The organism is Johannesbaptistia floridana (genome assembly GCF_057440575.1).
This window is the reverse complement of sequence record NZ_JALKVM010000061.1, coordinates 1-26,932: the sequence shown is the minus strand read 5'-3', so window position 1 is coordinate 26,932 and position 26,932 is coordinate 1. Positions and strand designations below refer to the sequence as shown.

At 37.6% G+C, this 26,932-nt stretch carries 21 protein-coding genes and 1 pseudogene; 10 read left to right on the top strand and 12 right to left on the bottom strand.

What is annotated here, in order from left to right; translation table 11 throughout:
• The 3 genes and pseudogenes from MW688_RS04505 to MW688_RS04495 form a co-directional block, all read left to right on the top strand.
• Positions 1–370, top strand: a pseudogene (locus tag MW688_RS04505) (apoptotic protease-activating factor); the annotation flags it as partial.
• 60 nt (positions 371–430) lie between these two features.
• Positions 431–571 (top strand): hypothetical protein, encoded by a 141-nt coding sequence (locus tag MW688_RS04500; RefSeq protein WP_486734723.1) that lies wholly within the window; start codon positions 431–433, stop codon positions 569–571.
• A gap of 120 nt (positions 572–691) precedes the next feature.
• On the top strand, positions 692–940 hold the full coding sequence (locus MW688_RS04495; RefSeq protein ID WP_486734722.1) for a hypothetical protein: 249 nt from the start codon (positions 692–694) through the stop codon (positions 938–940).
• 1,138 nt (positions 941–2,078) lie between these two features.
• Here the strand turns inward: MW688_RS04495 and MW688_RS04490 are convergent.
• On the bottom strand, positions 2,079–4,454 hold the full coding sequence (locus tag MW688_RS04490; protein ID WP_486734721.1) for an ATP-binding cassette domain-containing protein: 2,376 nt from the start codon (positions 4,452–4,454) through the stop codon (positions 2,079–2,081).
• A 136-nt stretch (positions 4,455–4,590) separates the two neighbouring features.
• On the opposite strand from MW688_RS04490, the gene sir reads away from it, so the two are divergent.
• A complete protein-coding gene (gene sir, locus MW688_RS04485; protein ID WP_486734720.1) occupies positions 4,591–6,510 on the top strand; it encodes a sulfite reductase, ferredoxin dependent in 1,920 nt (639 codons plus the stop codon).
• A 128-nt stretch (positions 6,511–6,638) separates the two neighbouring features.
• On the opposite strand, the gene MW688_RS04480 is transcribed toward sir, so the two are convergent.
• A complete protein-coding gene (locus MW688_RS04480; RefSeq protein WP_486734719.1) occupies positions 6,639–7,034 on the bottom strand; it encodes a tRNA(His) guanylyltransferase Thg1 family protein in 396 nt (131 codons plus the stop codon).
• 215 nt (positions 7,035–7,249) lie between these two features.
• Between MW688_RS04480 and MW688_RS04475 the strand changes: the two genes are divergently transcribed.
• A complete protein-coding gene (locus tag MW688_RS04475; protein WP_486734718.1) occupies positions 7,250–7,639 on the top strand; it encodes a hypothetical protein in 390 nt (129 codons plus the stop codon).
• 80 nt (positions 7,640–7,719) lie between these two features.
• Here the strand turns inward: MW688_RS04475 and MW688_RS04470 are convergent, their stop codons facing one another.
• Both MW688_RS04470 and MW688_RS04465 read right to left on the bottom strand, forming a co-directional pair.
• The gene (locus MW688_RS04470; RefSeq protein WP_486734717.1) at positions 7,720–8,259 is read right to left on the bottom strand and encodes a hypothetical protein; all 540 of its coding nucleotides are present in this window, start codon (positions 8,257–8,259) and stop codon (positions 7,720–7,722) included.
• A gap of 648 nt (positions 8,260–8,907) precedes the next feature.
• On the bottom strand, positions 8,908–10,779 hold the full coding sequence (locus tag MW688_RS04465; RefSeq protein WP_486734716.1) for a glycoside hydrolase family 15 protein: 1,872 nt from the start codon (positions 10,777–10,779) through the stop codon (positions 8,908–8,910).
• 234 nt (positions 10,780–11,013) lie between these two features.
• On the opposite strand from MW688_RS04465, the gene atpC reads away from it, so the two are divergent.
• Positions 11,014–11,430, top strand: a complete 417-nt coding sequence (gene atpC, locus MW688_RS04460) for an ATP synthase F1 subunit epsilon (RefSeq protein ID WP_486734715.1) — start codon at positions 11,014–11,016, stop codon at positions 11,428–11,430.
• Between the two features lie 75 nt (positions 11,431–11,505).
• On the opposite strand, the gene MW688_RS04455 is transcribed toward atpC, so the two are convergent.
• The 4 genes from MW688_RS04455 to MW688_RS04440 all read right to left on the bottom strand — a co-directional run bounded on the left by MW688_RS04455 (position 11,506) and on the right by MW688_RS04440 (position 17,259).
• A complete protein-coding gene (locus tag MW688_RS04455) occupies positions 11,506–11,811 on the bottom strand; it encodes a 30S ribosomal protein PSRP-3 (RefSeq protein ID WP_486734714.1) in 306 nt (101 codons plus the stop codon).
• 77 nt (positions 11,812–11,888) lie between these two features.
• Positions 11,889–12,671: a hypothetical protein gene (locus tag MW688_RS04450; RefSeq protein WP_486734713.1), complete on the bottom strand. Its 783-nt coding sequence runs from the start codon at positions 12,669–12,671 to the stop codon at positions 11,889–11,891.
• Positions 12,672–13,100: 429 nt separating this feature from the next.
• The gene (gene carB / locus MW688_RS04445; protein ID WP_486734712.1) at positions 13,101–16,346 is read right to left on the bottom strand and encodes a carbamoyl-phosphate synthase large subunit; all 3,246 of its coding nucleotides are present in this window, start codon (positions 16,344–16,346) and stop codon (positions 13,101–13,103) included.
• 70 nt (positions 16,347–16,416) lie between these two features.
• On the bottom strand, positions 16,417–17,259 hold the full coding sequence (locus MW688_RS04440) for a Cof-type HAD-IIB family hydrolase (RefSeq protein ID WP_486734711.1): 843 nt from the start codon (positions 17,257–17,259) through the stop codon (positions 16,417–16,419).
• A gap of 83 nt (positions 17,260–17,342) precedes the next feature.
• Between MW688_RS04440 and MW688_RS04435 the strand changes: the two genes are divergently transcribed.
• The gene (locus MW688_RS04435) at positions 17,343–17,711 is read left to right on the top strand and encodes a hypothetical protein (RefSeq protein ID WP_486734710.1); all 369 of its coding nucleotides are present in this window, start codon (positions 17,343–17,345) and stop codon (positions 17,709–17,711) included.
• Between the two features lie 9 nt (positions 17,712–17,720).
• On the opposite strand, the gene MW688_RS04430 is transcribed toward MW688_RS04435, so the two are convergent.
• Together MW688_RS04430 and MW688_RS04425 are read right to left on the bottom strand one after the other, a co-directional pair.
• Positions 17,721–18,080: a helix-turn-helix domain-containing protein gene (locus tag MW688_RS04430; RefSeq protein ID WP_486734709.1), complete on the bottom strand. Its 360-nt coding sequence runs from the start codon at positions 18,078–18,080 to the stop codon at positions 17,721–17,723.
• On the bottom strand, positions 18,064–18,444 hold the full coding sequence (locus tag MW688_RS04425) for a type II toxin-antitoxin system RelE/ParE family toxin (protein WP_486734708.1): 381 nt from the start codon (positions 18,442–18,444) through the stop codon (positions 18,064–18,066). The genes MW688_RS04430 and MW688_RS04425 overlap by 17 nt, the downstream gene beginning before the upstream one ends.
• A gap of 523 nt (positions 18,445–18,967) precedes the next feature.
• Here MW688_RS04425 and MW688_RS04420 point away from each other — a divergent pair.
• Positions 18,968–20,671: an ABC transporter ATP-binding protein/permease gene (locus MW688_RS04420; protein WP_486734707.1), complete on the top strand. Its 1,704-nt coding sequence runs from the start codon at positions 18,968–18,970 to the stop codon at positions 20,669–20,671.
• A gap of 588 nt (positions 20,672–21,259) precedes the next feature.
• Here the strand turns inward: MW688_RS04420 and lepB are convergent.
• Positions 21,260–21,886: a signal peptidase I gene (gene lepB, locus MW688_RS04415; protein WP_486734706.1), complete on the bottom strand. Its 627-nt coding sequence runs from the start codon at positions 21,884–21,886 to the stop codon at positions 21,260–21,262.
• A 67-nt stretch (positions 21,887–21,953) separates the two neighbouring features.
• On the opposite strand from lepB, the gene MW688_RS04410 reads away from it, so the two are divergent.
• Positions 21,954–22,658 (top strand): M15 family metallopeptidase, encoded by a 705-nt coding sequence (locus MW688_RS04410; RefSeq protein WP_486734705.1) that lies wholly within the window; start codon positions 21,954–21,956, stop codon positions 22,656–22,658.
• Positions 22,659–22,664: 6 nt separating this feature from the next.
• Here the strand turns inward: MW688_RS04410 and MW688_RS04405 are convergent, their stop codons facing one another.
• A complete protein-coding gene (locus MW688_RS04405; RefSeq protein ID WP_486734704.1) occupies positions 22,665–23,018 on the bottom strand; it encodes a hypothetical protein in 354 nt (117 codons plus the stop codon).
• 73 nt (positions 23,019–23,091) lie between these two features.
• Here MW688_RS04405 and recJ point away from each other — a divergent pair, with 73 nt between their 5' ends.
• Complete coding sequence (recJ, locus tag MW688_RS04400; protein ID WP_486734703.1) at positions 23,092–25,383, top strand: single-stranded-DNA-specific exonuclease RecJ; 2,292 nt, start codon at positions 23,092–23,094, stop codon at positions 25,381–25,383.
• Positions 25,384–26,932: the final 1,549 nt, after the last annotated feature.

Below are 26,932 nucleotides of genomic sequence, written 5' to 3'. Positions count from 1 at the left end.
TCGTGAATTGTTACCCGAGGCATTAGAAGCCGCCCGCGGCATTGGAGATGAAGACGACCGAGCTACGGCCTTATCTGGGTTAGCCCCCCATTTCCCTGAATTGTTACCCGAGGCATTAGAAGCGGCCCGAGGCATTAGAGATGAATACAACCGAGCAGAAGCCTTATCAGGGTTAGCCCTTAGATTGACTTCTCTACCTGTAGAGGAACCGTTTTTTATAAAAATACTTCATGCTTTGGCTACTCTTAATCGCCCTCATTTCTTAGAGAATTTACCTAACCTAGCTTCTACAATTATTAAATTTGCAGGAATTGAAGCCCTTAGAGAAATAACCATAGCTATGAATGATGTTAGTCGATGGTGGAAGTGATGCTATGGAATGCGCGAATGATTTTTAATTCCTTGAAGAGAAAGAAACTTAAATATAGTCATGAAAACACTTTACAAATGGTCAGTTGCAGAATATCACCAAATAATAGCAACAGGATTATTAGAAGGGGAAATTATCGAAGTGAGTCCAGAAGGACCTTTGCATACATCTATCAATCATTTAATATCCATTCCTGCATGAGGTTCGCTTTTTGCATAGATTTGAGTAGGTTTTTAGAAGCGGTTTGAAAATGTGCAATTGGAGAGTATAATAGATTTGTGACCACAAACTGACCACAATTAACCAAACAGAGGCAGCATCATGAAAAGCGTTGGTATTAGAGAATTTAGAGATAAAGCATCTCAGTATCTATCTAGTTGTGAAGTTTTAGCTGTTAAGCGTCATGGCAAATTAGTTGGATTTTATATTCCCGTAACACAATCAGAGGAAATCGAAATCGAACAAGCATTACAAAGACTGAATCAAACAGTAGAAAAAGCGATCGCCGAAAGTGGTATGGATGAAGCTGCACTAGCTCGTGCTTTAGATTTATCAATTGAAGAACAGTAAACAATGCGTTTAGTAGTCGATACCAATATATTAGTAGGCGAATTAATTAGTTGAATTAAGTTTCTTCTCTTAAGGTTGGGGGTCGAGTAACTGTAAACTAGGAATTAAAGCAATTCAATCTCCACAAGCTTTTTAGCCACCCTGTCACCCCGTCAGCTTCAAGACTTCAAAACTCATTACTCATTACTTCAAGACTCATGTTTGGTGCGTTACGGGCTTCGCACGCTTCACACCCTACTCATACTACGGGAATTATTAGAGCTCTTGCTTTTCCTAATATTGATATAGAAGTTAATCGATTATTATAGCAAGCGAGCAAGTAGATGTTTACAACTGTGATAAAAAGCCCCCCTTAGTAAAGGGGGGTTGGGGGGAAAAGTTTGTGATCAATCAAAATATATTGTGTTAACACGAACTACTGCTATAGTTGGTTTTTAATTCGCCCATTCGCGCATTCTAATATCAAATCCGGTTATGAATGTCAGGTGGCGCGGTTTTTTTAAATAACTTTCAAATTAAAATTGCACTGCAAGTGGGTCTTTTTATCTATTTTAAGAGAGTTTGACCGTTGTAACCATTCTAAGAGCAAGAAATATTTTTTCCGCTCATTAGATAAATGATCCCCCCAAACCCCCCTTATTAAGGGGGGCTTTATAAGGAACTCGTGAAACCTTTGTATAGCAAGGGAGCACCGGAGCTCCCGGAGCTCCCCCATCAGTAAATTTTGGCAAAGGTGGAAGATGTTGGGTGTAGTGACCTCAACCCAACCTACAGGTTACAGGCTACCTTCTTACTCATCTGACGGTGCGTTACGGGCTTCGCACGCTTCACACCCTACAACTACTTTTATAGTGTTGGGTTTCGTGACCAAGGGCCCAACCTACAGGCTACCTTCTTACTTATTACTCATTACTCATTACTCATTACTCATGTTTGGTGCGTTACGGGCTTCGCCCTAACACACCCTACTAGACTACAGGCTACCTTCTTACTTATTACTCATTACTCATTACTCATTACTCATCTGATGGTGCGTTACGGGCTTCGCCCTAACACACCCTACTCATACTTCAAGACTTCAAGACTTCAAGACTCAACTACAATCAGTAACATTAGGTAAAGATGCAAGAGCTGAGTTCTAAATTTTTCTTCCTTTTTGTAACCAGAAAGCGATTAATAAATAAACAGAAGAATGTAATAAAAGAATCCCCCAGTTAAGAGCTAAATTACTGATACTGCTTGTATAAACCTCAGAACCTTCAAAAGGCAGAGGACAAGTAATCAGTTGAGGGTCAAAAATATTAGTTACTCCTTCGCTTTCGGGAACCATGCCGTTAATATTAACTAAGATACCATAAGCCCCTACAGACCAACGACTCAACATTAACCAAGAAATATATTTACCAATTCCAGTCATCTCGAATAAGACTCCAGAAAAGATAATTTGAGGCAGTAATAATATGGGTAAAGAACTATTAGCTTGACTATTATTCTTCACCCAACTAGACACCATTAAGCCTAAACTTTGGGCTGTAATAATCGTTAAAGCTGTGGTCACAAAAGCTCCTAATATCCAGGGAACAAAACTAGATTCTGGTGATTTAAAACTAATTAAAATAACTATAGTAATTAAAACACTCTGAAGTAAAGCTAAAAATCCTAAAACTAAGCTCTTTGAACCTAAATAAGCTAATATCTCTAAATTAACTAACTTTTCTCTGAGATAAATCGCTGATTCTTTGACAATCTCCGGTAAAGAACTAAATAAACCAATCCAAATACCAGCGCAAGTAAAGACAAAAAGAATACGCAAGGCTAAGGGGGCTAAATCTGGAGTAGGTGAATCGGGAATAGAAAACAGAGACTGACTATCTCTAACGGCTAACTTCATCAAAAAGATACCAAGGGGTGCCGTAACTAAACTCAAGGCTAAATTGAGTTTATCTCTGTTGACTAGTTGGAAATAACGCTGAGTGAGAATAGTTAGTTGAGAAAACAAAGAGCGTCGAACTTGTTTGGGTTTTGTTTGGTTTTGTTCTCCAATAATCAGACGGCTTTGAATATATTGCTGGTAGTGGGAAGACTCTCTAAACTCTGAAGCTTTAGAGGCTACGGCCCCAGCATCTTCTAAATCTATATAGATATCAGCAAAATCATTACTACTAGTGCCAAAAAAATTAATCGCCTGTTGAGGAGGACCAAAATAACAGAGATTTCCATCTTTACCCATAAAAATTAGGCGATCGCACAAAGTAATATTTCCTGTGGCGTGTGTAACTAAAATAATTGTCCGTCCCTCATTAGCTAAACGACGCAGTAGCTGCATCATTTTTTTATCTAATCCTGGGTCTAATCCAGAAGTTGGTTCATCGAGGAAGAATAACTTGGGGTCAGCGAGTAACTCCACTCCAATACTAACCCGCTTCAGTTGACCTCCGCTTAAATCCTTAACTAAAGTATTGCGTCTTTCTTTTATTTCAATTTGGGACAAAGTTCTATCAACAATTTCTTTAGTATTAATATCCTCAGAAAGTCTTAAACGCGCCGCATAAGTTAATACTTCTTCCACAGTTAAATCCTTGTGAACAATATCGCTTTGGGGGACATAACCTATTTGAGTGCGATAAATATTAAAATTGTCTCGTAAATCTTCCCCATTGAGATAAACTGTGCCGGATTCTGTGGGAGTAATTCCTAACATCACCCTCATCAGAGTTGATTTTCCTGTGCCACTACCCCCTACAATCGCGATTAACTGTCCTGGTTCAATGGGTAAAGAGATATGATTGAGTTTTCCGGCCTGGCTACGTACTAAATTATCTAGGTCTAGGCGAATATTCTTCCCTTGGTCTATAACAATTAACCTATCTCCATTGAGAATCAAAGTATAGGGACCAATACGAATACTATCACCGGAGTTTAAGATAATATTATTATTAACCTTCTTGCCGTTAACAAAGACCCCATTAGTACTATAGTCTTTGAGTAAATAACGACCTTGGTTATCTGTATCAATTGTGGCGTGTTGACGAGAAACTGTGGGAGCATCTAGTTGTAGGGTAGCTGTTGCATCTCGACCAATAACTACTGAGCGGTTTTTTAGAGAAATTTCCCGTTCTTGGGGAGAATTAGTAAGAGTTTGATTGGGATCGTAGAAACAAATAGTAATCAGAGTTTTCGGATTTTGGCCAATTGTAATCTTATCTCCATGGTTTAAACAATAGCCTTCTTGGGGAGTTATCAAAGTATTGTTAAAAAACAAGTGATTGCTACTAGCTTCAATGCCATCTCCATCGTATATGTGATATTTATCGTTGATTTTCCGTAGGGTAGCCTGCCAACGACTGACCACAGTCCAGGTTTCCGGGACTACTAAATCCACTTTTTCGGCATCTCGACCTAAACGATGGTAATTTTTATTGAGACAAAAAGGAGCACTTAATTCTCCTTGATTATTAAGAATTATATAGGGGGAATTATTGACAATCGTAGGAATAGATTTTGAAGAAGACATAGCAATTCAAGGGATAGGAGTTTTGATAGGAGGGTAAGATCATTTTGAGAGGGGATTAGGCGATCGCGCGATCGTAGTAAAATAAAAAATATCAAGATAATTGAGCTCAAGCATTAAACCAAATTTTTAAACTTCAATGGTCAACATTTCTGATTCACCACAAACTAAAGTCTCAAAATTAGAAGGTCTCAAAGAACGTAGTAATTATCTGAGAGAACCAATAGCAACAGAACTACTAGAAGATACTACCCATTTTAGTCAAGATGGGATACAAATTCTCAAATTTCATGGTTCTTATCAACAGGATAATCGAGATAATCGTGTTAAAGGACAAGAAAAAGATTATCAATTCATGTTGCGTACCCGTAACCCGGGAGGGTATATACCCCCTGAATTATATCTTACCCTAGATGAAATCTCAGACATATATGGAAACAAAACCATGAGGGTAACCACTCGTCAAGGGTTTCAAATACATGGAGTGAGAAAAAAAGATCTTAAAACTGTATTTGCGGCGATTATCAAAAATATGGGTTCAACTCTAGGCGCCTGTGGTGATTTAAACCGCAACGTCATGGCGCCTCCTGCACCATTTAAGCAGAATCGAGAGTACCAATACGCCTGGGATTATGCTAACCGTATTGCTGATTTACTCACACCCCAAACAGGTGCTTACTATGAAATTTGGTTAGATGGAGAAAAAGTTGTTACAGGGGAAGAATTACCAGAAATAAAAGCCGCTCGTCAAAAGAATGGTAATGGTACAATTTTCTCCTCCTCAGAAGAACCAATTTATGGTGAGCACTATATGCCACGAAAATTTAAATGTTCTGTGACAGTGCCTGGAGATAACTCTATAGACATCTACACCCATGATTTAAGCCTAGTAGTAATCACCGATGCCCAAGGAGAGTTAGAAGGGTTTAATATTCTAGCAGGAGGAGGTTTAGGACGGACTCATAACAAAGAAGAAACCTTCGCTCGCATGGCAGATGCCATAGGTTACGTAGCCAAAGAAGATGTATATGATTTAGTCAAAGCAGTAGTAGCTACCCAAAGAGATTATGGCGATCGCTATAATCGTCGTCAAGCCCGTCTCAAGTATCTAATTAATGATTGGGGTGTAGACAAGTTTAAACAACAGGTAGAGTCATATTTTGGCCAATCCTTAGCCCCATTTAGAGAATTACCCCCTTGGCAATATCATGATTTTCTGGGATGGCAGGAACAGGGAGATGGTAAGCTATTCTTTGGTCTCTCCATCGAAAATGGTCGAGTAGCGGATCAAGATGAATGGCAGCTTAAAACAGCTCTACGGGAAATCATCAGCCAATTTTCCCTGCCAATTCGTCTTACCCCCAATCATAATCTCATTATTTACGAAATAGAACCAGAAATACGGGAACAAATCGAGGAAATTTTCAGCAACCATGGAGTAGAGACAAAACCAGAAAATATAGATAATCTGGTACGCTATTCTATGGCATGTCCCGCTTTACCTACCTGTGGTTTAGCCATCACTGAGTCAGAACGGGCTATACCAGGCATAATTGATCGCATTAAACAACTTTTAACTAAGTTGAATATGAGTGAAGAGCATTTTGTCATTCGTATGACTGGTTGTCCGAATGGTTGTGCTCGCCCCTATATGGCAGAATTAGGTTTTGTCGGAAGTGCTCCTGAAGCTTACCAAATTTGGTTAGGAGGAACACCTAATCAAACAGAATTAGCCAAACCATACATAGATAAACTACCAATAGTAGATTTAGAAAGCTTTTTAGAGCCAATTTTTGTCTTTTTTAGAGATAATAAGCAAAAAAAAGAGAGCTTTGGCGAATTCTGCGGGCGAGTAGGTTTTGCAGCGATTCAAGAGTTTAGCAATAATTACTCTGGCGATTCCTCCAATAAAACTAGACGGAGAAACCGTAAAAACTATCATAGAATTGGTATCACTGATGAGATGTATGATCTTCTCAAAGCTAAAGCTCAAGCTGAAAATACCTCAATGAATTTTATTGTAGCTGAAGCTTTAAAAGCCTACTTTGCTAAGAAATAAATCTGGTGAATTCGCTATTTTTGTTTGAGTTAGGAGTTTGAAATCAAAATTCTGGTGGGCTTCGCCCACCTTGAAAACGAAATTTTTTTATGCACTTAATTTCGGCAGGTAAACTAAAACAAACAGCATCAAAATATCCTGATGTCACTAAAACAATCAAAGGCTGCTTGATTATTTAGTAATAATGTTAAAAAGGCACTAGCTTCTCCTGCTAATATAGAATTAAGTTTACGAAGTTTGCGTCCAAAAGTTTGATCATCACGATGAAACAAAAGTGAGATTTCATCACTTTGAGTATATCCATAAACAGTGCGGAAACCACAATCCATCAAATGCTTAAGTGTCGATACCATAAAATCTCTAAATTGGATATCAAAAGGAGCCTGACATTTAAGGATTTCTTTTGTTAATCGGGTAAAATTACGTCCATCAATTCGAGCTACTATAAATATCGGTGGTAATACACAAAAGTCAGAGCCTGTCTCAAAAACTCTTAGCTTCTTATCTAACTCTTCAAACTTCATCGATCAATTCGTGTACGATAAACTTTCTTTCTGTAGTGTAACAAAAATATTGATAAAAATCTTGGGTTAACCTAGAATTTTCGAGCTTGACTAACTTACAATACAGTGAGTTTATTGTGTAGTAGTGAACAAAGCCGGAAATAAACAGGGCAAAAAAAATCTAAGTTAAACTAAATGTAAAGTCAATTCTCAAGTTACCAAGAGGAGCAAAACTTATGTTTAGTAAACAGCCTTCTGAGACACCTAATCCTTCTAAGACACAACTACCTAAAACCCAGTCTTCAGAATCTTTAACTTCTACTCCTAGTAATCCTATTACCAATGTAGCTAAACAGCAACAAGAAATTATCGAGGATTTAAATAAGCCAGAAATAGTGAATATTGTAGAAAAACTTAGCAATATTCTTTCTCCCTACTTTATTGTTTTAGTTGGTTTATACCTTTACAACAAAGATTCTTTGTTTAGTTTTTTATTGGGAACAACTTTGATTATTACTGGTGTTACTTCTATATTGAAAATTTCTGGAAATGATTTTAATAAATTTATAGCTTGGTTCAAAAAAACTGTAGGCTACAATAACAACGATTTAACACCAGAAGATTAAATATAGCATTTTTCCAACTACTGAGGTACAAAATTTTACTGAGTGTGGTTTGTTTATGTCCAGGTAATTATAAAACTATTTTACCATTTCATCATGGGGAGAGGATTAAGAGGATGCTTTGGGAGCCACATTAATTCTCTTTTGCCTAAATTTTTATGAAAGTTACAATTAGGAAATTCAGTTTTAATCTTTTTTATATCTGAATCAACAATTCCAAATTTAAACAAACCCCCGGAGAAGTCAACTAAGTCTCCTTGACGAAAAACCTCTACTAAGGGATAAGCTTTGTTTTGGTACTTACGGATTTTATGATGTTCGGTAATCATCAGTTCAATCTCTTCCTTCCACATATCTAAACCTCTTCGATGTAAGTATTCTCTTGCGGGAGGTAGAGATGGAGGAATATAATCTACCGTATTTTCAATCCAAATTCCAATGTCATGAAAAGCTCCAGCAATGATAATTTTCTCTTTTTCTTCCTCATTACAGTCTTTGAGAGCTAAACAACAATGAATCATTCGATAAACATGGTTTTTATATCCTTGATATTCAGCTCCAATAATTTCTTTCCATTCTGATAAAATACTTTCTAATAAAACAATTTCATTCTCAATTTTCATAAGTTAAATCTTCTCTTTAAGTGATTGATTTTCCTATCAGTATACAAAAAAATAATTAATACCAAATTCGTTTTTTAAGCAGGGCGCAAACAAGAGCGCCCCTACTCATGCGATCGCTAAATATTTGGCTCTTTCGGGATTATGGGGGAAATTGTCATTATTGTTACATTTTATTCCCTTAAGATGTAGTAGGGGCGCTCATACTTGCGCCCCACCTCCGGCGATCGCCATGAGCGCTTTCATGTTAACAACATTTATATTCATATTAATCGATACTCGCACAGATGATAATTTTGTTGTTTTAGTGTTTTTTTTGACAAATTATTTCAATTGTTATCTTGATAACAATTGAGATGTAGGGGCGCAAGGCTTGCGCCCCTACTTTTTCAGTAACAATATCTACTTTACGTTCTAATAAATCTTCTAAATCAATTAATAATCCTCACTCATTACTTCAAGACTCATTACTTCAAGACTCAACCACCACAAGTATAGCAAGCTCGCAAATAGATGTTTACAGTTATCATGAAAAGCCCCCCTTTAATAAGGGGGGTTTGGGGGGAAAAGTTTATCTAAATATGGTTAACACTACAACGAGCACTGCTATAACTTTGGATAAAGATGCAAGATCTGAGTATACACTTACAATTAGCTTCTTATATTAGCCATAATCGCTTGATTTAAAGTTTGATCTAAATGTTTGGCAGCACTAATTAAAGAAAGATGTGTAAAGGCTTGGGGAAAATTCCCTAAAGCTTCACCACTCGGTCCAATCTCTTCAGCATAAAGACCTAAATGATTAGCATAACCAATCATCCCCTCAAACATTAAACGCGCTTCTTCTAGCTTCTCAGGATATCTCTGTCCGGCACGGGCTAAAGCTTCAACTAACCAGAAAGAACATAAGTTAAAAGTTCCCTCCTTGCCTAATAATCCATCGGGAGATTCTTCGGGATTATAACGATAAACTAGATGATTAGATAACAATCCTCCCTGGTTTGGAGGTTTGGCGATCGCGTCTAAGGTGGAGAGAAAACGAGGATCTGTAGGAGAGAGAAATTTTACTTTGGGTGCAATTAAATTACTAGCATCGAGAAAATCACTCCCATAGTATTGAACAAAGGCTTTGCGTTGAGAATTCCAGCCACAAGACATAATTTCTTCATAAATTTGATTTCTAACTTGCTTCCAATGCCTCCAATTAGAGGGAAATGAACGGCGATCGCTCAATCTTAGCCCTCTATCCAAAGCCACCCAACACATCAGCCTAGAGTAGACAAAATTTTGTTTACCGCTGCGAATTTCCCAGATTCCTTCATCTTGGCGTTGCCAGTTTTCGCAAACCCAATCAATTAATTTTCGTAAGTAAATCCACAAATCATAGGAAATTGGTATTCCCTGTTGGTCATAAGAATCAACAGCAAACATTAATTCTCCATAAATATCTAACTGAAGTTGATTATAAGCACCATTACCTATGCGCACTGGAGAAGAACCACAATATCCTTCTAAATGGTCTAATACTTTTTCTGGTAGGTAGTGTTGACCATTTATTCCATACATAATTTGTAGAGACCCATCCTGATTCAATTCTTGACAACGGCATTCTATCCACTGCATAAATTGCGCTGCTTCTTGGGTAAAGCCTATACTCAAAAGAGTATTTAGAGTTAAAGCTGCATCTCTAATCCAAGTATACCGATAATCCCAGTTTCTTTCTCCCCGCAGAACCTCTGGTATGCTACAGGTAGAAGCGGCAACTAGTGCCCCCGTAGGCTCAAATGTTAGTAACTTCAAAGTCAGTGCTGAACGTTCTACCATTTCCCGCCATCTCCCTACATAAGTTGATTGACTCAACCAATCACGCCAATATTTAACTGTATGTTTAAATAGTTTTTGAGCTTGACTAGGTGGGATGGGCAATCCACAACCTGACCCTGCTTCTATTGCTTGTAAAACAAATACAGCCATTTCCCCCTCTTGAAGAGTAAACTTAGCAGTTACACCGAGGTCTTGTTGTGCTAAAGATATATCAGTGGCTAATCCTAAACTGAGAGTGTCAGAGTAAAAGCAGACACCTTTGGGGGTAATGGTTAATTCATGAGTATCTTGAGCATAATTAAAAGCGGGGAAACATTTTACAGAAAAGTTCATTGACCCTCGTACTACAGTTACTTGACGAATCAAGGAATGATAGCCTATTTGATTAGAACTAAGTCCAACGGGCATAAAATCGACAATTTCGGCAACTCCTTGAGGAGTAAGAAAACGAGTAATCAGTACATTAGTTGCTGGCCAATAAAGCTGTTTATTTTTCAGTCGAGAATTTTCACTATCTACCTGTTGACAAGGCTCAATCTTAAAGTAGCCTCCTTTGTTAGTATCGAGTATGGCCCCAAATACACTGGGAGAGTCATGGTTAGGGAAACAAAGCCAGTCGATAGAGCCATTTAATCCTACCAAGGCTGTAGTGTGCATATTACCAATAATCCCGTAGTGTTCAATTGGTTGATACTTCATAAGAACAGTTCCTTTCTTTTGCTACTAACTTGCTCATTTTATCAGTATTAATAGACTTCTTGCACCACGTTTAGCATTAATTCTTTAACTCATTACTTCAAGACGTAAAGACTTCAAAACTCAACAACAACCAGTAACTTTTGGAAAAGATGCAAAATCTCAGTTAACCAGGGGTACCCTTTACTTCTATAATAGTGAGGTTAGTTCGTCTGCTCAAGGAGCGAGAATATTTAAATGTCATTAAACGTAAGAGTTATTACCCCTGACCAAGTAACTTGGGATGATTCAGCTCAAGAAATCATTTTACCCAGCACCACAGGCCAACTCGGTATTTTACCAGGTCATGCTCCTCTCACAACTGCTTTAGGTATAGGAGTGATGCGTCTTCGCGTCGATAAAGAATGGCAAAATATTGCCCTGATGGGAGGTTTTGCTTTGATAGAAGATGATGATGTTAAGGTTTTAGTAAATGGTGCTAAAACTGGCAGTAAAATTGATTTAGAAGAAGCTCGTACTAAGTTTGAGCAAGCAGAAAAAGAATATAATGAAGCTCAAAAAACAGACAACCGTCAAAAGAAATTACAAAAAGAACAAGCCTTAAAAAAAGCGAAAGTCCTTCTCCAAGCCGCGGGTGGCTTAGTTAAAGCTTAATTGTTCATTAAAAAAAGGGCAAATATTTATTCTGCCCTTTCTTAAAAAACATGTTATCTTTATTTGGGATTACCTTTAGTTGGTTCCACTGAAAATTACTTCAGGAAACTTTTCTTGAGCTTGCATCATATTAGTAGTTCTATTATTTTCTTGCCAAAAATTAACTACTTCTGTGACTTTGTTGAGAATTTCTATTTTTTCAGTTTCCGCAATCCAGGTTTTAGAATCTAACTCATCTTTGATTTGTTGCCAGGCATCGTTACGAGGCCAGAAATAATAAGCGGTCAAAGGACTTGAACCTTTTCCTACTACTTGGTCTACGGCTAGGGCTACATCTTTATCTAACCAGAGAACTTTTAAAATAAATCGAGACAATGACACCTCCTGTAGGTAGGGTTTAACTGTTTATGTTAAAAGAGTACAATATTATATTATAACATTATTTAAGCGTAATTGTTTTAACGATAGTAAAATTCTGCTTCTTTTAAGGCTAATAACCTAGTCTTATTAAGGCGGTAATGATATGATAATCTTTTTTGTAGCTGTTGCCAGAAATTGAGTTTTGTTTTTTGATGAGAAGCATCTAAATGGTCTTTAATTTCTTGAATTTTTGACCAATCCGGGGTTCTTTCGACTTTTAAACCAGTTTTAGCCACAGCTAAACCAATGATATTTCCACTTCCGGCATAAATTCCTTTTAATTCTGAATAGGTGCCAATTTTACCCCACCAGTTAATAAATTCTTGTTCTTTTCCTTGGCAACGAGAAATAATAATTAGGGCTTCTCCAATAAAATAACTTGTTTCTAAATCAACATTTATTTTATTGGCTATTTGTTGTAATCTTTCCCGTCTTTCTGGTGTGTATTTTTGTACATGAGTGAGTAAGTCTTCATGGAAACAACCAATTACTCCAGGAGTAGTTTCTATTTTCTCGGGGAGATAATCAGTAATTCTCGTGTCGGCATCAATTAAGATAGTAGTTTCAAACAGAGATAAAGCTTTAGCGATCGCAAAGCGTTTATCATGGTAACAGTGTAGAATTCCCTGTTGATGCAATTCAAAAGCAATAACATTACTAAGGGAAGAAAACTCATCGGGTTTATCTGTTCCCACTACTAGCATTATACCTGGTCCATAGCGCTGAAGATCCGCGGCTAATTCTTTAGCCATGACTTGATAGCGACTACCCAAAGCTAAAGTACAAAATGAATAATTTTTTTCACCTAGTTTTTCATTCATGTTTTTTTTATTTATAACTATAGCGTTTTTCAGTCTACTGAGTGGTAGTAGTAGGGTGCGTTAGCAAAGCGTAACGCACCAAATTAATAGAATCAATTCTTTAACTCATTATTCATTACTCATTACTTCAAAACTCATTACTCATTACTCATCACTGAGTAGTAGGGTGCGTTAGCAAAGCGTAACGCACCAAATTAATAGAATCAATTCTTTTACTCATTACTTCAAAACTCATTACTTCAAAACTCATTAGTAGTAGGGTGCGTTAGCAAAGCGTAACGCACCAAATTAATAGAATCAATTCTTTTACTCATTACTGATTACTCATTACTCATTACTGATTACTCATTACTCATTACTCATTACTTCAAAACTCATTAGTAGTGGGGTGCGTTAGCAGAGCGTAACGCACCAAATTAAATTGATGAATTAACTAATGTATTCTTGTATCGCTTTTACCTCCAGAGGTTGAGTTTGTAAAGAGCGTAAAGCAGCTACAGTAGCTTTAGCACCAGCGATAGTAGTAATGATTGGTAATTTATAGTTTAAAGCTGTGCGACGAATCAGACGGTCATCATTTTGAGACTCTCCTCCAGTCGGTGTATTAAAGATAAATTGAATATCTTCGTTTTTAATCCAGTCAATGACGTGGGGCCGTCCTTCGTGTAATTTTAACACCAACTCTATATCTTCAATGCCATTTTCTTGTAAGACTCGGCGAGTTCCAGAAGTTGCAACCACCTTAAAACCTAAATCAATTAAATCGCGAACAATGGGCACACAGGCAACTTTATCGCGGTCATTCATAGAAAGAAATACAGTTCCTTTGGTTGCTAGACGTACTCCTGCTGCTAACTCAGCTTTAGCAAAGGCTTTACCAAAATCAGTATCTATCCCCATAACTTCCCCTGTAGAGCGCATTTCTGGTCCTAATAGGGTATCTGCGCCAGAAAACTTCTCAAAGGGCAGTACAGCCTCTTTTATCGCTATATGAGAAGGTACTTTTTCACTAGTTACACCCAAAGATTCAAGAGTTTTCCCGGACATAATCAAAGAAGCTATTTTAGCTAATGGTACTCCTGTGGCTTTTGATACATAGGGGACTGTACGGGATGCGCGGGGATTGGCTTCAAGTATGTATACTTGTTCGCCTTGGACCGCATATTGAATATTCATCAATCCTATTACCTTTAACTTTTCGGCCAGTTGAGTTGTCCATTGGCGAATAGTTGAAAGTACCGTCTCACTCAAAGAAGTGTAAGGTATAGAACAGGCAGAGTCTCCAGAATGTACTCCGGCTTCTTCGATGTGTTCCATGATACCCCCAATCACTACTTTTCCTGTGGCATCTGAGAGGGAATCTACGTCTACTTCAATGGCATTTTCTAGGAATTTATCAATGAGAATTGGGTGTTCTGGTTCTACTTGCACCGCGTTACTCATATAGTATTCTAATTCCTGGTCTGCATAAACTATCTCCATCGCTCGACCTCCTAAAACATAAGACGGTCTTACTACAACAGGATAGCCGATACGTCCAGCGATAGATAGAGCGCCTTCGTAACTACGGGCAATACCGTTGGGAGGTTGTTTAATATTTAACTCTCTCAAGATACTCTCAAAGCGTTCGCGGTCTTCTGCGGTATCAATAGAGTCAGGAGAGGTTCCCCAGATTTTAGTTTTTACTGGACAATCAGGGTTTTCTAGATATTGTTGTAGAGGTAGAGCTAATTTTAGAGGAGTTTGACCACCAAATTGAATGATGATGCCTTGAGGACTTTCTGCTTCGATGATATTAATTACATCTTCTTTAGTCAGGGGTTCAAAATAAAGGCGATCGCTCGTATCATAGTCTGTAGATACTGTTTCTGGGTTAGAATTGACCATAATTGTTTCAAAACCTGCATCACTCAAGGCGAAGGCTGCGTGACAACAGCAGTAGTCGAATTCAATTCCTTGGCCGATGCGATTTGGTCCTCCTCCTAAAATCATTACCTTAGGTTTATCTGAGGGGGTAACTTCTGACTCGCCTGTTTCGTAGGTGGAGTAATAGTAGGGGGTGAAGGCTTCAAATTCTGCGGCACAGGTATCTACTACCTTGTATACTGGAATCACTCCTAGTTGTTTGCGAGTTGTGCGCACTTGGTCTTCGGTGGTTTTAGTAGCATAGGCAATTTGGCGATCGCTAAATCCTAGTTGTTTACAGTAGCGCATATCTGAGGCGCTTATTTCTTTTAGGGGCGTACGTTTTATCCATCTTTGGGTAGTGACTAATTCTTCCATGTTATCTAGAAACCAGATATCCACCCCTGTTAGTTCATGAATTTCTTCTACACTCATCCCCAGTTGTAAAGCCTGGTGAATGGTAAAGATTCTTTCGGGGTTAGGGATGCGGAGATTGGCGCGAATTTGGGTCACACTTGGTAAAACTTCATCGCGATCGCACCCAAAACCATACCTTCCTATTTCTAAAGACCTCAAAGCTTTTTGGAATGACTCGTTAAAAGTTCTCCCTATAGCCATAGCCTCCCCTACTGACTTCATTTGTGTTGTCAATATTGGTTCAGATCCTGGGAATTTCTCAAAGGCAAAACGAGGTATCTTAGTTACCACATAGTCAATTGTGGGTTCAAAAGAAGCTGGTGTTTTTTTGGTGATATCGTTAGATATTTCATCGAGGGTGTAGCCTACTGCTAATTTAGCGGCGAATTTAGCGATAGGGAAGCCTGTGGCTTTAGAAGCTAGGGCTGATGATCTAGATACACGAGGATTCATCTCAATTACAATCATTTCTCCTGTAACTGGATTGATGGCAAATTGAATATTAGAACCCCCTGTTTCTACACCTATTTCCCGAATAATTTTTTGTGAGGCATCTCGCAGACGTTGATATTCTTTGTCGGTGAGGGTTTGGGCTGGTGCCACGGTAATAGAATCCCCTGTATGTATACCCATCGGGTCTATATTTTCAATCGAGCAAATAATCACCACATTATCTGCTAAATCTCGCATTACCTCTAATTCGTATTCTTTCCAACCCAGTAGAGATTTTTCTACCAATATTTGGGATACTGGAGAAGCATCTAGACCGTATTGGGCCATAGTTTCATATTCTTCTTGGTTATAGGCTATTCCTCCTCCGGTGCCGCCTAGGGTATAGGCAGGGCGAATAATTAGAGGATATGAGCCTATTTCTGCGGCGATTTCTTTGGCCTCTCCCATGTTACTAACTATTCCTGAAGGGCAAACTGGCACGCCAATTTTGGCCATTGCTTCTTTAAATAACAATCTGTCTTCAGCTTTTTCGATGGCATCTAGTTTAGCACCAATTAGGTCAACTCCGTATTTATCTAATACGCCATTTTTAGCTAAGGTTACGGCTAAGTTTAGTGCCGTTTGCCCTCCCATAGTTGGTAGTAGGGCATCGGGACGCTCTTTTTCGATAATTTTTTCGACTATTTCTGGTACTAATGGCTCAATATAGGTCTTATCTGCCATATTAGGATCTGTCATAATCGAAGCTGGATTAGAATTTACTAAGACTACTTCAAAGCCTTCTTCCCGTAAAGCTTTACAGGCTTGAGTGCCGGAGTAGTCAAATTCACAAGCTTGTCCGATCACAATAGGACCAGATCCTAATAATAATATTTTCTTTAAATCATTACGACGAGGCATAGTTTATATTATCCACACAAATTTACTCTAATCCCAATAATTGTATAGGGTCTTTTTCTTTTCTGCTTGATTATTTTGTCTTCAATTCTTGACTCAGAAATTTTTCTAAAGCTACAGCTACTCCATCTCCGTCTACATCTGGCGCCACCCAATCGGCTATCTGTTTTACTTCTAGAGGAGCACTTCCCATAGCAATTCCTGTCCCTGCATACTCAAGCATTTCTAAATCATTATAGTTATCTCCAATGGCCATAACATTACCTCTGGTAATTCCTAGGATTTCTTCTGCTAGATATTTAACAGCTTTGCCCTTGTTTACTTGAGGATTGATTAATTCTACCAAAGTAGTTTCCGATTGTGTTAAATGTAGATCTGCTGGAGTGTAAACTTTTCTTAAATCTTTGATGAGTTTAGGAATCATTTCTGGAAAGCGTGCCAAGGCTAAAACTTTGGTGGGATCTGCTTTGAGGATATCCTGTAAGTTATCTACGGCTATGGCTTCTATTTGACAGCGATCTGCATATCTTTTTGTTTGTTGAGTTATTTCTTTTACATATAGTTGGTCTTCCCAGTATACATGCAGCTCAAAATAGGGGTTTAAATCTGGAGCTTGAAAATACTTTAGCAATTCTTGAGCTATTCTACTAGATACTGGTAGATGTTGATATTTTTGTTGAGTAGTAGGACATTGCATCCAAGCTCCATTATAGGCTATCAATGGCTGTTCGGCTTTTAGTGTTTGATGAAAGCGTACTGCGGAGCGATACATTCTCCCCGTGGCTACGCCAACGGTGATATTATTTTCCTGGGCTACTTTTACTGCTGATTGGACTTGTTGAGTTATTTCGTTACTTTCGCCTACTAGGGTTCCATCAATATCTAGTACTAGTAGTTTAATTTCGGAAAATGACATAAGATTATTAATGAGTGAATTTTCTGCAATTTTAAGTTTCACTTTGATTTTAACTAAATCTTTTTTTTCTGAAACAACTACCTATGGGTTCTCTGTTTTCTCCAGTTTTCTGGCTGGTAATTACTTTACCTATTTTTTGGGCGATAGATACGGTTATATTTAACAATAACTTTGGCTTCTTAGCTGAAGCTGATTCATCATCGTTTACTCGTCGGGAGGTTTGCGCCATTGTAACCACCATGCCCAATGCTAGTGATACAGAAGAGTTATTAAATCTACTCGGGACTAACCGTGAGGAAATTATTAACAATTTGGAGGCGATGAGTTCAAATATGGCGCAATATAACGCTGAAGGCTACGGTTGGCAAAATGTTATTGATAGTCCAGATGCGTTGCCGCCTCAGCCAAACTCATGGTTAATTGGCGCACTCAGAATAGCCTGTAAAAATTAACACCAACTTTCATCCATTAGAACCAGAATTGTCATCGGTATTTGACTCTTCCTCATGCAAAGAGGCTAATCCAGTTATAACCACGGGTGGTCTATTGGGAAATTTGGCAGTTAATTCAAGTTCACCTCCCATAGCTTCAATATATCTACGCAATGTAGAAAGAAGGAGATCTGTACGTTTTTCCAGCCTAGAAACACTGTCTTGACCAATTTTTAGTAGTTCTGCCATACTTTCTTGTGTCAATTCCTGGGCTTTTCTTATATCTCGAAGAGTCATATATTCAGCAATCAGTTCAAAGGATCTTGCTTCTATTTTTCTCTGCCTTTCTTCGGGAAGGTTTTGGATGATTTGGTCAAGTTTTTTTGCCATTACTTTTCTCCTGTTTCTTCAATTCATTCAGATGGGAATCAAAACGTTGATCGGCTTTAACTATAAGTCGTCTATAAAAAGGCTTTTCTTTAGTTCCTGCCTTGTTACCTGCTACGAGTAAAATAGCCTGTCGTTCAGGGTCAAAGGCAAAAGCTACGCGCCATACTCCATCATTTGCTTTAAAGCGAAGTTCCTTCATGTTTGCATGACGAGAACCCTTGAGTGTATCAGCGTGAGGTCTTTGAAGTGATGGTCCACTAACCTCAAGAAGTTTTGCATAGGCTAGTAATTCATCTTGCACCTCTTCAGCAAGTTCATTGAACTCTGGCTCAAATTCTTCATGAAATAAAACTTGCCATCCCATGCTTAAATTATGGTTCTCAAAACATATTGATTCTGATACATTATAAAATAACTATCAGATGTAAAGCAATATATAGGGCAAAATTTATCAAGTTATCCCTATTCTAACTTTAGTGCGATCGCCTTTTCAACTCAGATCTTGCACCAGCACAAAAGTACTGAAATTCGCCAACAGGCGAGAAGGGGGAGAGGGGGAGAGGGGGAGAGGGGAAGAGGGGGAGAGGGGGAGAAAGATGGTTTTTAAGTATTTGCATCAATATCTCATAATATAACTGATTAAACGGACTTGATATTACTCATTACTTCAAGACTTCAAAACTCATTACTCCAAAACTCCAAGGCGTCAAGACTTCTTACTTCAAGACGTCAAGACGTCAAGACTTCTTACTCATTACTCATTACTCATTACTCATTACTCAGCCATCACCAGTAACTTTGGGTAAAGATGCAAGATCTGAGTTAAACCAGTCTAATGCTCTACAATAGTTAAAATAGAGTTAAGTTTTGTAACAAGAAGGAAAAGAATGGGCTTAAGTTCAAATGTGTTGGGGAAGTTTGTGGCGATCGCCAAGCTATATTGGTTTGGTGAAGAAAAAAAGGGTGCTTTAAGCTTACTCTTACTATTAGGGATTTTACTAATTACCTATACCCAGTTAAGTGTACAGTTAAATACTCAACAGGGTAATATTATTTCTGCCTTATCTACCCAGGATGGAGAAAAGTTTTGGCAAAATGTGCGCAGTTTCTTAATTATCCTAGTAATATATGCCCCTTTGTTCGCCTCTTACAGTTACCTGAGAGAGAAATTAGGCTTATATTGGCGGCGTTGGCTTACTTATAGTTTTTTAGGTAACTACTTCGGCGATCGCTCCTTCTATAATCTTAAGGAAACTGACACAGATATTGACAATCCAGATCAACGTATTGCTGAAGATATTCGTAGTTTCACTCAAGATTCTCTACTATTTTTACTAGTCATTCTACAATCATTATTACAGGTTATCGCTTTTAGCTTTGTTTTGTGGCAAATATCCCAATCTCTAGTAATCTTTTTGGGGGTTTATGCAGTTGCCGGAACGATAATTACTATAGTTATCTATGGAAAGAAACTAATTAAAATTAATTTTGACCAACTACGCAAAGAAGCTGATTTTCGCTTTGGTTTAGTTAGAATCAGAGAAAATGCAGAATCAATTGCTTTTTATCGCGGTGAAGCTAAAGAAGAAGAACAAGTTAAACATAACTTTCAGGAAGTTTTCGATAACTTTAACCTCTTGATTCTCTGGCAAGACTTATATTTAGGCATATTTACAAATATCTATCAGTTTTCCCCCTATATAATCCCTGCCTTAATTATTGGACCTCAAATTCTCAGTGGCGATTTAGAAGTAGGAAAACTCAGTGAAGCAACGGGAGCATTTTCCAGAATTTTCTTCTCTCTCAATATCATTGTTAGTCGCTTTCAATCTTTAACTAACTTTGCTGCTGGTATTAATCGTCTTCATTCTTTTGCAGAATATCTTCAAAACAGTGAATCTAAATCCCCCATACCCCCAGAAGAAGAGAAGTCTACTATAGAAACAGAAATTCAACCCTATTTAGCAGTAAATAATTTAACTTTAGAAACCCCTAATCATCAACGCACTTTAATACAAGATCTTTCTGTAGAGATTAAGCCAGGACATGGTTTACTAATTATGGGAGCAAGTGGTTGTGGGAAAAGTTCCTTGTTGAGGGCGATCGCTGGACTTTGGAATTCTGGTAGTGGTAAAATTATTAGACCTAACTTAGAGGATATGTTATTTTTACCTCAACGTCCCTATATGATACTAGGAACTCTGCGGGAACAATTATTATACCCTCAAGTTGATTTAGAAATAGATAATTCAGAACTAGAAGAGGTATTAAAATTAGTCAATCTACCTCATTTAACCGAGAATTTTGGCGGTTTAGAGGCTAAACAAGATTGGGGAGATGTTTTATCTTTAGGAGAGCAACAGAGAGTGGCTTTTGCTCGTATACTAATAAACAAACCTAGTTATGCTGTCTTAGATGAGGCAACCAGCGCTTTAGATGTTGCCAATGAAGAATCCCTCTACTCTCATTTACAATCTACTCAAACTACCTATATTAGTGTTGGACATCGACCCACCTTGAGAGAGTATCATGATTTAGTATTAGAATTATCTGAAGAAAAAAGCTGGGAACTCAATTATGCAGTAAATTAGCCTGTAGATTGGGCTAAACTCAGACCCTCGCATCTTTACCCAAAGTTACTTGTGGATGAGTCTTGAAGTAAGGAGTAAGGAGTAATATCATGTCCGCTTATATACTTACGATTAAAATAGCAGGGAGCAGGGAGCTTCTGAGCAGGGAGAAAAAAAGTTTTTAACTGTTTGCATTAACGTCTCATAATATAACTAATTAAAGGGACTTGATATAATGAGTAAAAGAATTGATCCTAATCCCTTAAAAATTGATTCTCGCCTGTTGGCCTATTTAGTACATAAGTTCTGGTGCAAGATATGAATTTATAAACATCACGCTATCCTGGTAAATCTTCTAATAAGATGGTGCGTTACACTTCGTTAACGCACCCTACCAGGCTATTTTTTTTGAAAGAAAAATAAATCCGAGATTTATTATTAGTAAAAAATCCTCTCTCCCTGCTCCGGTGCTCCCGTGCTCCGGTGCTCCCGTGCTCCGGTGCTCCCTATTTTCTTTGTCAAGAACGAAACAGCCCTGCGCACCCTACCAGAGGCTGTTTCAATCTCCCAAAAGCGATCGCCTATACCGCCAAAAGAATCATGAGAATTTTACCCTTCTATCCAAACTTCTTCGGTAAATCCTTCTGGTAACTGACTTTGTAAATTACCGAGACGATTCAAAGGCCAAAAACGCACAAAGGCTTTACCAATAAAGTTCTCTTTAGGCACAAATCCCCAGGCATGGGAATCATAGCTATTATTTCTGTTATCTCCCAATACTAAGTATTGGTCTTCTGGTACTACTTGAGGACCATAGTTATATTTGGGAGCTTCTTTGATATAATCTTCTTCTAAAGCCTCGCCATTGACGTATACAACTTGGTTTTTAACTTCTACTGTATCTCCAGGTAAGCCAATAATCCTTTTGATAAAAGCTTGATGATAATTTTCCTCTCTCAAGGTTTGAGTTGGTTTAAATACTACAATATCACCTCTTTTGGGTTCTCGAAAACGATAACTAAGCTTTTCAATCATCAGATGATCGTTAATTTGTAGAGTAGGTTCCATGGAACCGGAGGGAATATAACGCGCTTCTGCAACAAAAGTACGAATTCCTAAAGCTAATACCACAGCTAAAAACAAAGTTTTACCAGTTTCTACCCAAAAATTTTCTGTTTCTTTTTGATCTTTGCTATTTTTTGGTTCTTGTGTTTCTTGTTGAGAAAAATCAGCCATAATTCTATTTATAATAAATTTACCCTTAATTTAATTCTAATCAAATTCACTTCTAATTATCCTAATTATGAAGCTCTATCAAAAGATCCCTATTGTAGAATGTAATGAACCTTTAGTGCCGATTCCTTTAGATATTTTGGGGGTGGAGTCTCCTCATCCCTATCAAAAACTAGGTGCTGATTATGGAGATAAATCACCCTACTACTTACGGGAAAAGGTTATAGATGCTTTGATAGTCGCCCAAACTGAATTACATAAACGCAAACCTAATTGGCGGTTGCAAATTTTTGATGCTTATCGACCAATTAGTGTACAACAATTTATGGTGGATTATACCTTTAACAGTTGTTTAGAAAACCAGGGACTAACTAGAGAGAATTTATCAACAGCTACTGCCGATGATATTTATACTCAAGTTTATCAAATCTGGGCTGTACCTAGTTTAGATTCTACTACTCCTCCTCCCCATAGTACTGGTGGTGCGGTAGATTTAACTTTATTAGATGCTGATGGTAATATTGTGGATATGGGTTCTATGATTGATGAACTCTCTCCTCGTTCTCATCCTGATTATTATGGTACTAGTAACGATTTGCTGAGTTTAAAGTATAACCACCATAGACAATTACTCCTAGAAATTATGAGTTATGCTAATTTTCGGCGTCATCCTGGCGAATGGTGGCATTTTTGCTTAGGAGATCAAATGTGGGCTTGGTTAGAACATCAACCCTACGCCTATTATGGTAAGTGTGAAGATAATCATCTACTTTAGCTATAGCTATCTATTCGCTTCTATAACTCTTTCTCGAATAGGAGGCTCTCCATCAGTTCCAATCACAAAAGTATTATTATCAATAATATAGTTATGTTGACCATCGCTTCCTCTAAATAGATCTCCCTCCTGTATTACAGGGATGCGTGTATATCCTGTACCATCAGGATAGGTCATAATTAATTGGAAACTAGCTTCACCATAGCAAATAGTAATTAAACGGCTTTCAGTACGATAGGTAGCCGCGGGATCTTCCAACCCACAAACACTAAAAGCTAGAGTTGAAATAGGTACAACAGTCAAAGAAGCGATCGCCATTGTTAATGAAGCTATTAATCTAGAGGGAACAATTTTCAACATACTATCTTACACTTAGCAATTATTGAGTTAAGTACTAGTATAAAAATAGCATAGTAAAGCCAAAATATAATCAATGCAGGATTTAAACAAAACAATCATAAAATCACAATATCAATGGCAGCTACAAACCCAAATAGAACCTCCACAATGGTTAATTAATTTAGTAAAAGGAAAATATGCTGCTCAACTTTTGTGGCAAAGAGGATTGCAAACTCCTGAAGCAGTAAAAGCCTTTATTGATACTCAAACATATCAGCCACAGAGTCCATTTGCTTTTGGACAAGAAATGAAATGGGCAGTAAAACGTTTATATCAAGCTAAAGAAACTGGGGAAAAAGTAACTATTTGGGGAGATTTTGATGCTGATGGAGTGACGGCTACTAGTTTACTTTGGGAAGGTTTAGGCGCCTATTTTATTCAAGGAGAGACGATAGATTACTATATACCGAATCGCTTCGGAGAATCCCACGGTTTAAACAAAGAGGGGATCAAAAAACTACAGGAAACCGGAACTAAGTTAATTGTTACCTGTGATAATGGTAGTAATAATTTAGCAGAAATTGCCTACGCTAAAGAATTAGGCATAGATATTATTATTACTGACCATCATACATTGCCGGAGGATAGACCGGAGGTTATTGCTATTATTAATCCCCGTTACTTTGTTGAGAATCATCCTCTCTATTATCTCTCTGGTGTAGCTGTGGCTTACAAGTTAGTTGAAGCTGTTTATTCCAGTTTTTCTCAACAATCTCCTCCCGCAGAATTACTCGACTTAGTAGCAATTGGTTTAATCGCTGATTTAGTTAAACTCCAAGGCGACTGCCGCTATTTAGCAAAATTGGGGTTGCAACAACTGCGAAAACAAAGTGATTTGAAAACCGCTACTCGTCCTGGTGTATTTTATCTACTTACTTTGTGTAAGAAAAATGGCGATCGCCCCACTGATATCGGCTTTGGTATTGGTCCTAGAATTAATGCTGTGAGTCGTATCTATGGCGATAGCCGCTTTGTGGTAGAACTCTTAACTAGTAAAGACGAGCAAAAGTGTAAAAAACTCGCTCAAGAGGCAGAAAAAGCTAATTCTCGCCGCAAATCCCTACAAAAAGAAACTACTGAACAAGTTAGAAGAAAACTCGCCCAATTAGATTTATCTACTACTAGCGTTATTATTTTAGAAGACCCTCAATGGCAACCAGGAGTATTAGGCTTAGTTGCTAGTACCATTTCTAGAGAATATGGTCGTCCAACTATACTGTTAAGTAGCGATGGAGAAAAGGCGAGAGGTTCAGCCCGTTCTATTAATGATATCGATTTATATGAATTAGTCAAATCTCAAGCCCATTTATTAGACCGTTTTGGCGGTCATCCCTTCGCTGCGGGATTAAGTATTCCTCTAGAAAATCTGGATGTATTTATTACCGGAATTAATCAAGTAGCTAGAAATAAATTAATAAATGTTTCCCCTCGACCAATTTTACCCGTGGATTTAGTGGTTACTGTGAAGGAATTGGGACGAGACTTATTTAAAGAATTACAAATATTAGAACCCCTAGGTATGGGTAATCCTATCCCCAAGTTGTTAATAAAAAATTGTGTTTTTGAAAATACCCGTAATGCTAATATTTCAGATTTAAGTAATAATAAGCTCAAATATATAAAAACAACTTTTCAATTGAGAGATAAATCAGTTAATCAGAGTTTTCCGGGAATTTGGTGGGAACATTATTCTAATGAGTTGCCTTTAAATACTAGGTGTGATGTAATTGTTGAGTTAGATTTTAATAATTGCGATTTGAAACCTCAAGTTAGATTAATTGACTGGCAAACAAGTAATGATGATTCTACCCGAGAAAACGATGATGAAAATATAATTATTGACTGGCGCAGTCAAAATATTCCCCAGAAGTTAGATACATCGATACTTTTAGTTAATGAATGTCCTAGTAATTGGACACAAATAATTCAACCCTATCATCAAGCTAGATTAGGACAACAACAACTAGCTTTAGCTTATCATGGTCCTTCTCTAGAGTCCGGTGTAGATATTTGGCAACAGTTGATTGGTATTGCTAAGTATCTACAAAGGACAGGGAAAACTGTTAGTTATTCTCAATTGATTAATAAGCTAGAAATTAGCGATCGCCTTTTGGCTGTCGGGTTAGATGCTTTACAACATATTGGTTTTATTTTAGATACCTCTGAATCAGAATTCGTTAAAGTAATTGACTATAAATCTCCTCAAGAAATAGAGGAACAACAAATAAATGTTTTTGTTAATAGTGTGGCTGAAGAAAAGTTTCAACAGCAATATTTTAGTAAAGTTCCTGTTACTATTGTTCACCATACTTTAGTCAAGTATTAGATCAAATCAAAATCTACTCTAAAGTGGGAAAACCAAATATAAATACTTAAAAACTATACCCCCATTCTAAATTCCCGCCTTCGCGCATTCTATTGACTGTTGGGTTGCACTTTGTTTAACCCAACCTACAAGCTCATATCAATTAATTTGTAGGTTGGGGCAGGGAGATAACCCAACAAATTGTATTCATGAGTCCGAAAAATGCTATATATCAATTAATTTGTAGGTTGGGGCAGGGAGATAACCCAACAAACATGAGTAATGAGTAATGAGTTTTGAAGTAATGAGTTTTGAAGGTAGCCTGTAGCCTGTAGGTTGGGGCAGGGAGATAACCCAACAAACTGTTATAGCAATGAGCGTTGTAGTGTTAACAATATTTATATTTACAGATCCCCCCAACCCCCCTTAACAAAGGGGGGCTTTTCATGATAACTGTAAACATCTATTTGCTCATTGCTATAATTCGTAGGTTGGGTTGAGGCACGAAACCCAACAAATTGTTAAGTTTTGTGCTACATTCTATAAATGAACAAAGAAGACAAGCATATATTGAAATAATCGCTCAACTCCTCCAATGTCCCCAAGGAGAAGAAATCAATATTTTACAAGCCAATAGAGAATTAGTATAATTCGTAGGTTGGGGCAGGGAGATAACCCAACAAACATCAATCTTATCACCATCGACTTTGACTGTTGGGTTGCACTTTGTTTAACCCAACCTACAACTAAATCCCCTTAATTAATTCCTAGTAGTAGGGGCGCTCATACAAAGCGCCTATCGCTCATACTATCTATTACAAAAATTAATTAGAAAATATAGTGTACTTTTGATGAATTTTTTGAGCTGCATTACTTGCCCTGTCTCAGTCGTATCTATTTAAACCTTGTTTTTAGCATAATTGAGTCTGTAGAACCAAAATTGGTTTCCACATATTATCAGGAAATCCTGACATAATTTGGTGCGTTACTATTCAAGACTTCAAGACTTCTTACTCATTACTTCAAAACTCATTACTCATTACTCATGTTTGGTGCGTTACGGGCTTCGCCCTAACACACCCTACTAATACTACTAAATTCCCTTAATTAATTCCTAGTAGTAGGGGCGCTCATACTTGCGCCCTTACAAAAGCTAAATTATACAGAGAAGGCAGCAGGAAGCACCGGAGTAGAGGAGAAAGAGGGTTTTTAAGGATTTACATCAATATTTAATTATATAATTAATTAAATATTGATGTTGGGTTTCGTGCCTCAACCCAACAAATTGTTAAGTTTTGTGCTACATTCTATAAATGAACAAAGAGAGGGGCGCTCATACAAAGCGCCCTAGCAAAGCGCGTAACGCACTAAATTATACAGAGAAGGCAGCAGGAAGCACCGGAGTAGGGGAGAAAGAGGGTTTTTAAGGATTTGCATCAATATTTAATTATATAATTAATTAAACATTAATGTTGGGTTTCGTGCCTCAACCCAACCTACAAAATCTACAAAATTTAGTCTGAATACGCCTTTAGGGTCAACCAATTTTTAAGGGCGATCGCATTAATTC

Coding starts and splice junctions, on each gene's coding strand:
- MW688_RS04480 (WP_486734719.1), bottom strand. CDS start 7,034: ATGAAGTTTGAAGAGTTAGATAAGAAGCTAAGAGTTTTTGAGACAGGC.
- MW688_RS04470 (WP_486734717.1), bottom strand. CDS start 8,259: ATGAAAATTGAGAATGAAATTGTTTTATTAGAAAGTATTTTATCAGAA.
- MW688_RS04495 (WP_486734722.1), top strand. CDS start 692: ATGAAAAGCGTTGGTATTAGAGAATTTAGAGATAAAGCATCTCAGTAT.
- MW688_RS04475 (WP_486734718.1), top strand. CDS start 7,250: ATGTTTAGTAAACAGCCTTCTGAGACACCTAATCCTTCTAAGACACAA.
- lepB (WP_486734706.1), bottom strand. CDS start 21,886: ATGGCTGATTTTTCTCAACAAGAAACACAAGAACCAAAAAATAGCAAA.
- MW688_RS04435 (WP_486734710.1), top strand. CDS start 17,343: ATGGGTTCTCTGTTTTCTCCAGTTTTCTGGCTGGTAATTACTTTACCT.
- MW688_RS04405 (WP_486734704.1), bottom strand. CDS start 23,018: ATGTTGAAAATTGTTCCCTCTAGATTAATAGCTTCATTAACAATGGCG.
- carB (WP_486734712.1), bottom strand. CDS start 16,346: ATGCCTCGTCGTAATGATTTAAAGAAAATATTATTATTAGGATCTGGT.
- MW688_RS04410 (WP_486734705.1), top strand. CDS start 21,954: ATGAAGCTCTATCAAAAGATCCCTATTGTAGAATGTAATGAACCTTTA.
- MW688_RS04440 (WP_486734711.1), bottom strand. CDS start 17,259: ATGTCATTTTCCGAAATTAAACTACTAGTACTAGATATTGATGGAACC.
- sir (WP_486734720.1), top strand. CDS start 4,591: ATGGTCAACATTTCTGATTCACCACAAACTAAAGTCTCAAAATTAGAA.
- MW688_RS04465 (WP_486734716.1), bottom strand. CDS start 10,779: ATGAAGTATCAACCAATTGAACACTACGGGATTATTGGTAATATGCAC.
- atpC (WP_486734715.1), top strand. CDS start 11,014: ATGTCATTAAACGTAAGAGTTATTACCCCTGACCAAGTAACTTGGGAT.
- MW688_RS04450 (WP_486734713.1), bottom strand. CDS start 12,671: ATGAATGAAAAACTAGGTGAAAAAAATTATTCATTTTGTACTTTAGCT.
- MW688_RS04430 (WP_486734709.1), bottom strand. CDS start 18,080: ATGGCAAAAAAACTTGACCAAATCATCCAAAACCTTCCCGAAGAAAGG.
- MW688_RS04425 (WP_486734708.1), bottom strand. CDS start 18,444: ATGGGATGGCAAGTTTTATTTCATGAAGAATTTGAGCCAGAGTTCAAT.
- recJ (WP_486734703.1), top strand. CDS start 23,092: ATGCAGGATTTAAACAAAACAATCATAAAATCACAATATCAATGGCAG.
- MW688_RS04500 (WP_486734723.1), top strand. CDS start 431: ATGAAAACACTTTACAAATGGTCAGTTGCAGAATATCACCAAATAATA.
- MW688_RS04490 (WP_486734721.1), bottom strand. CDS start 4,454: ATGTCTTCTTCAAAATCTATTCCTACGATTGTCAATAATTCCCCCTAT.
- MW688_RS04420 (WP_486734707.1), top strand. CDS start 18,968: ATGGGCTTAAGTTCAAATGTGTTGGGGAAGTTTGTGGCGATCGCCAAG.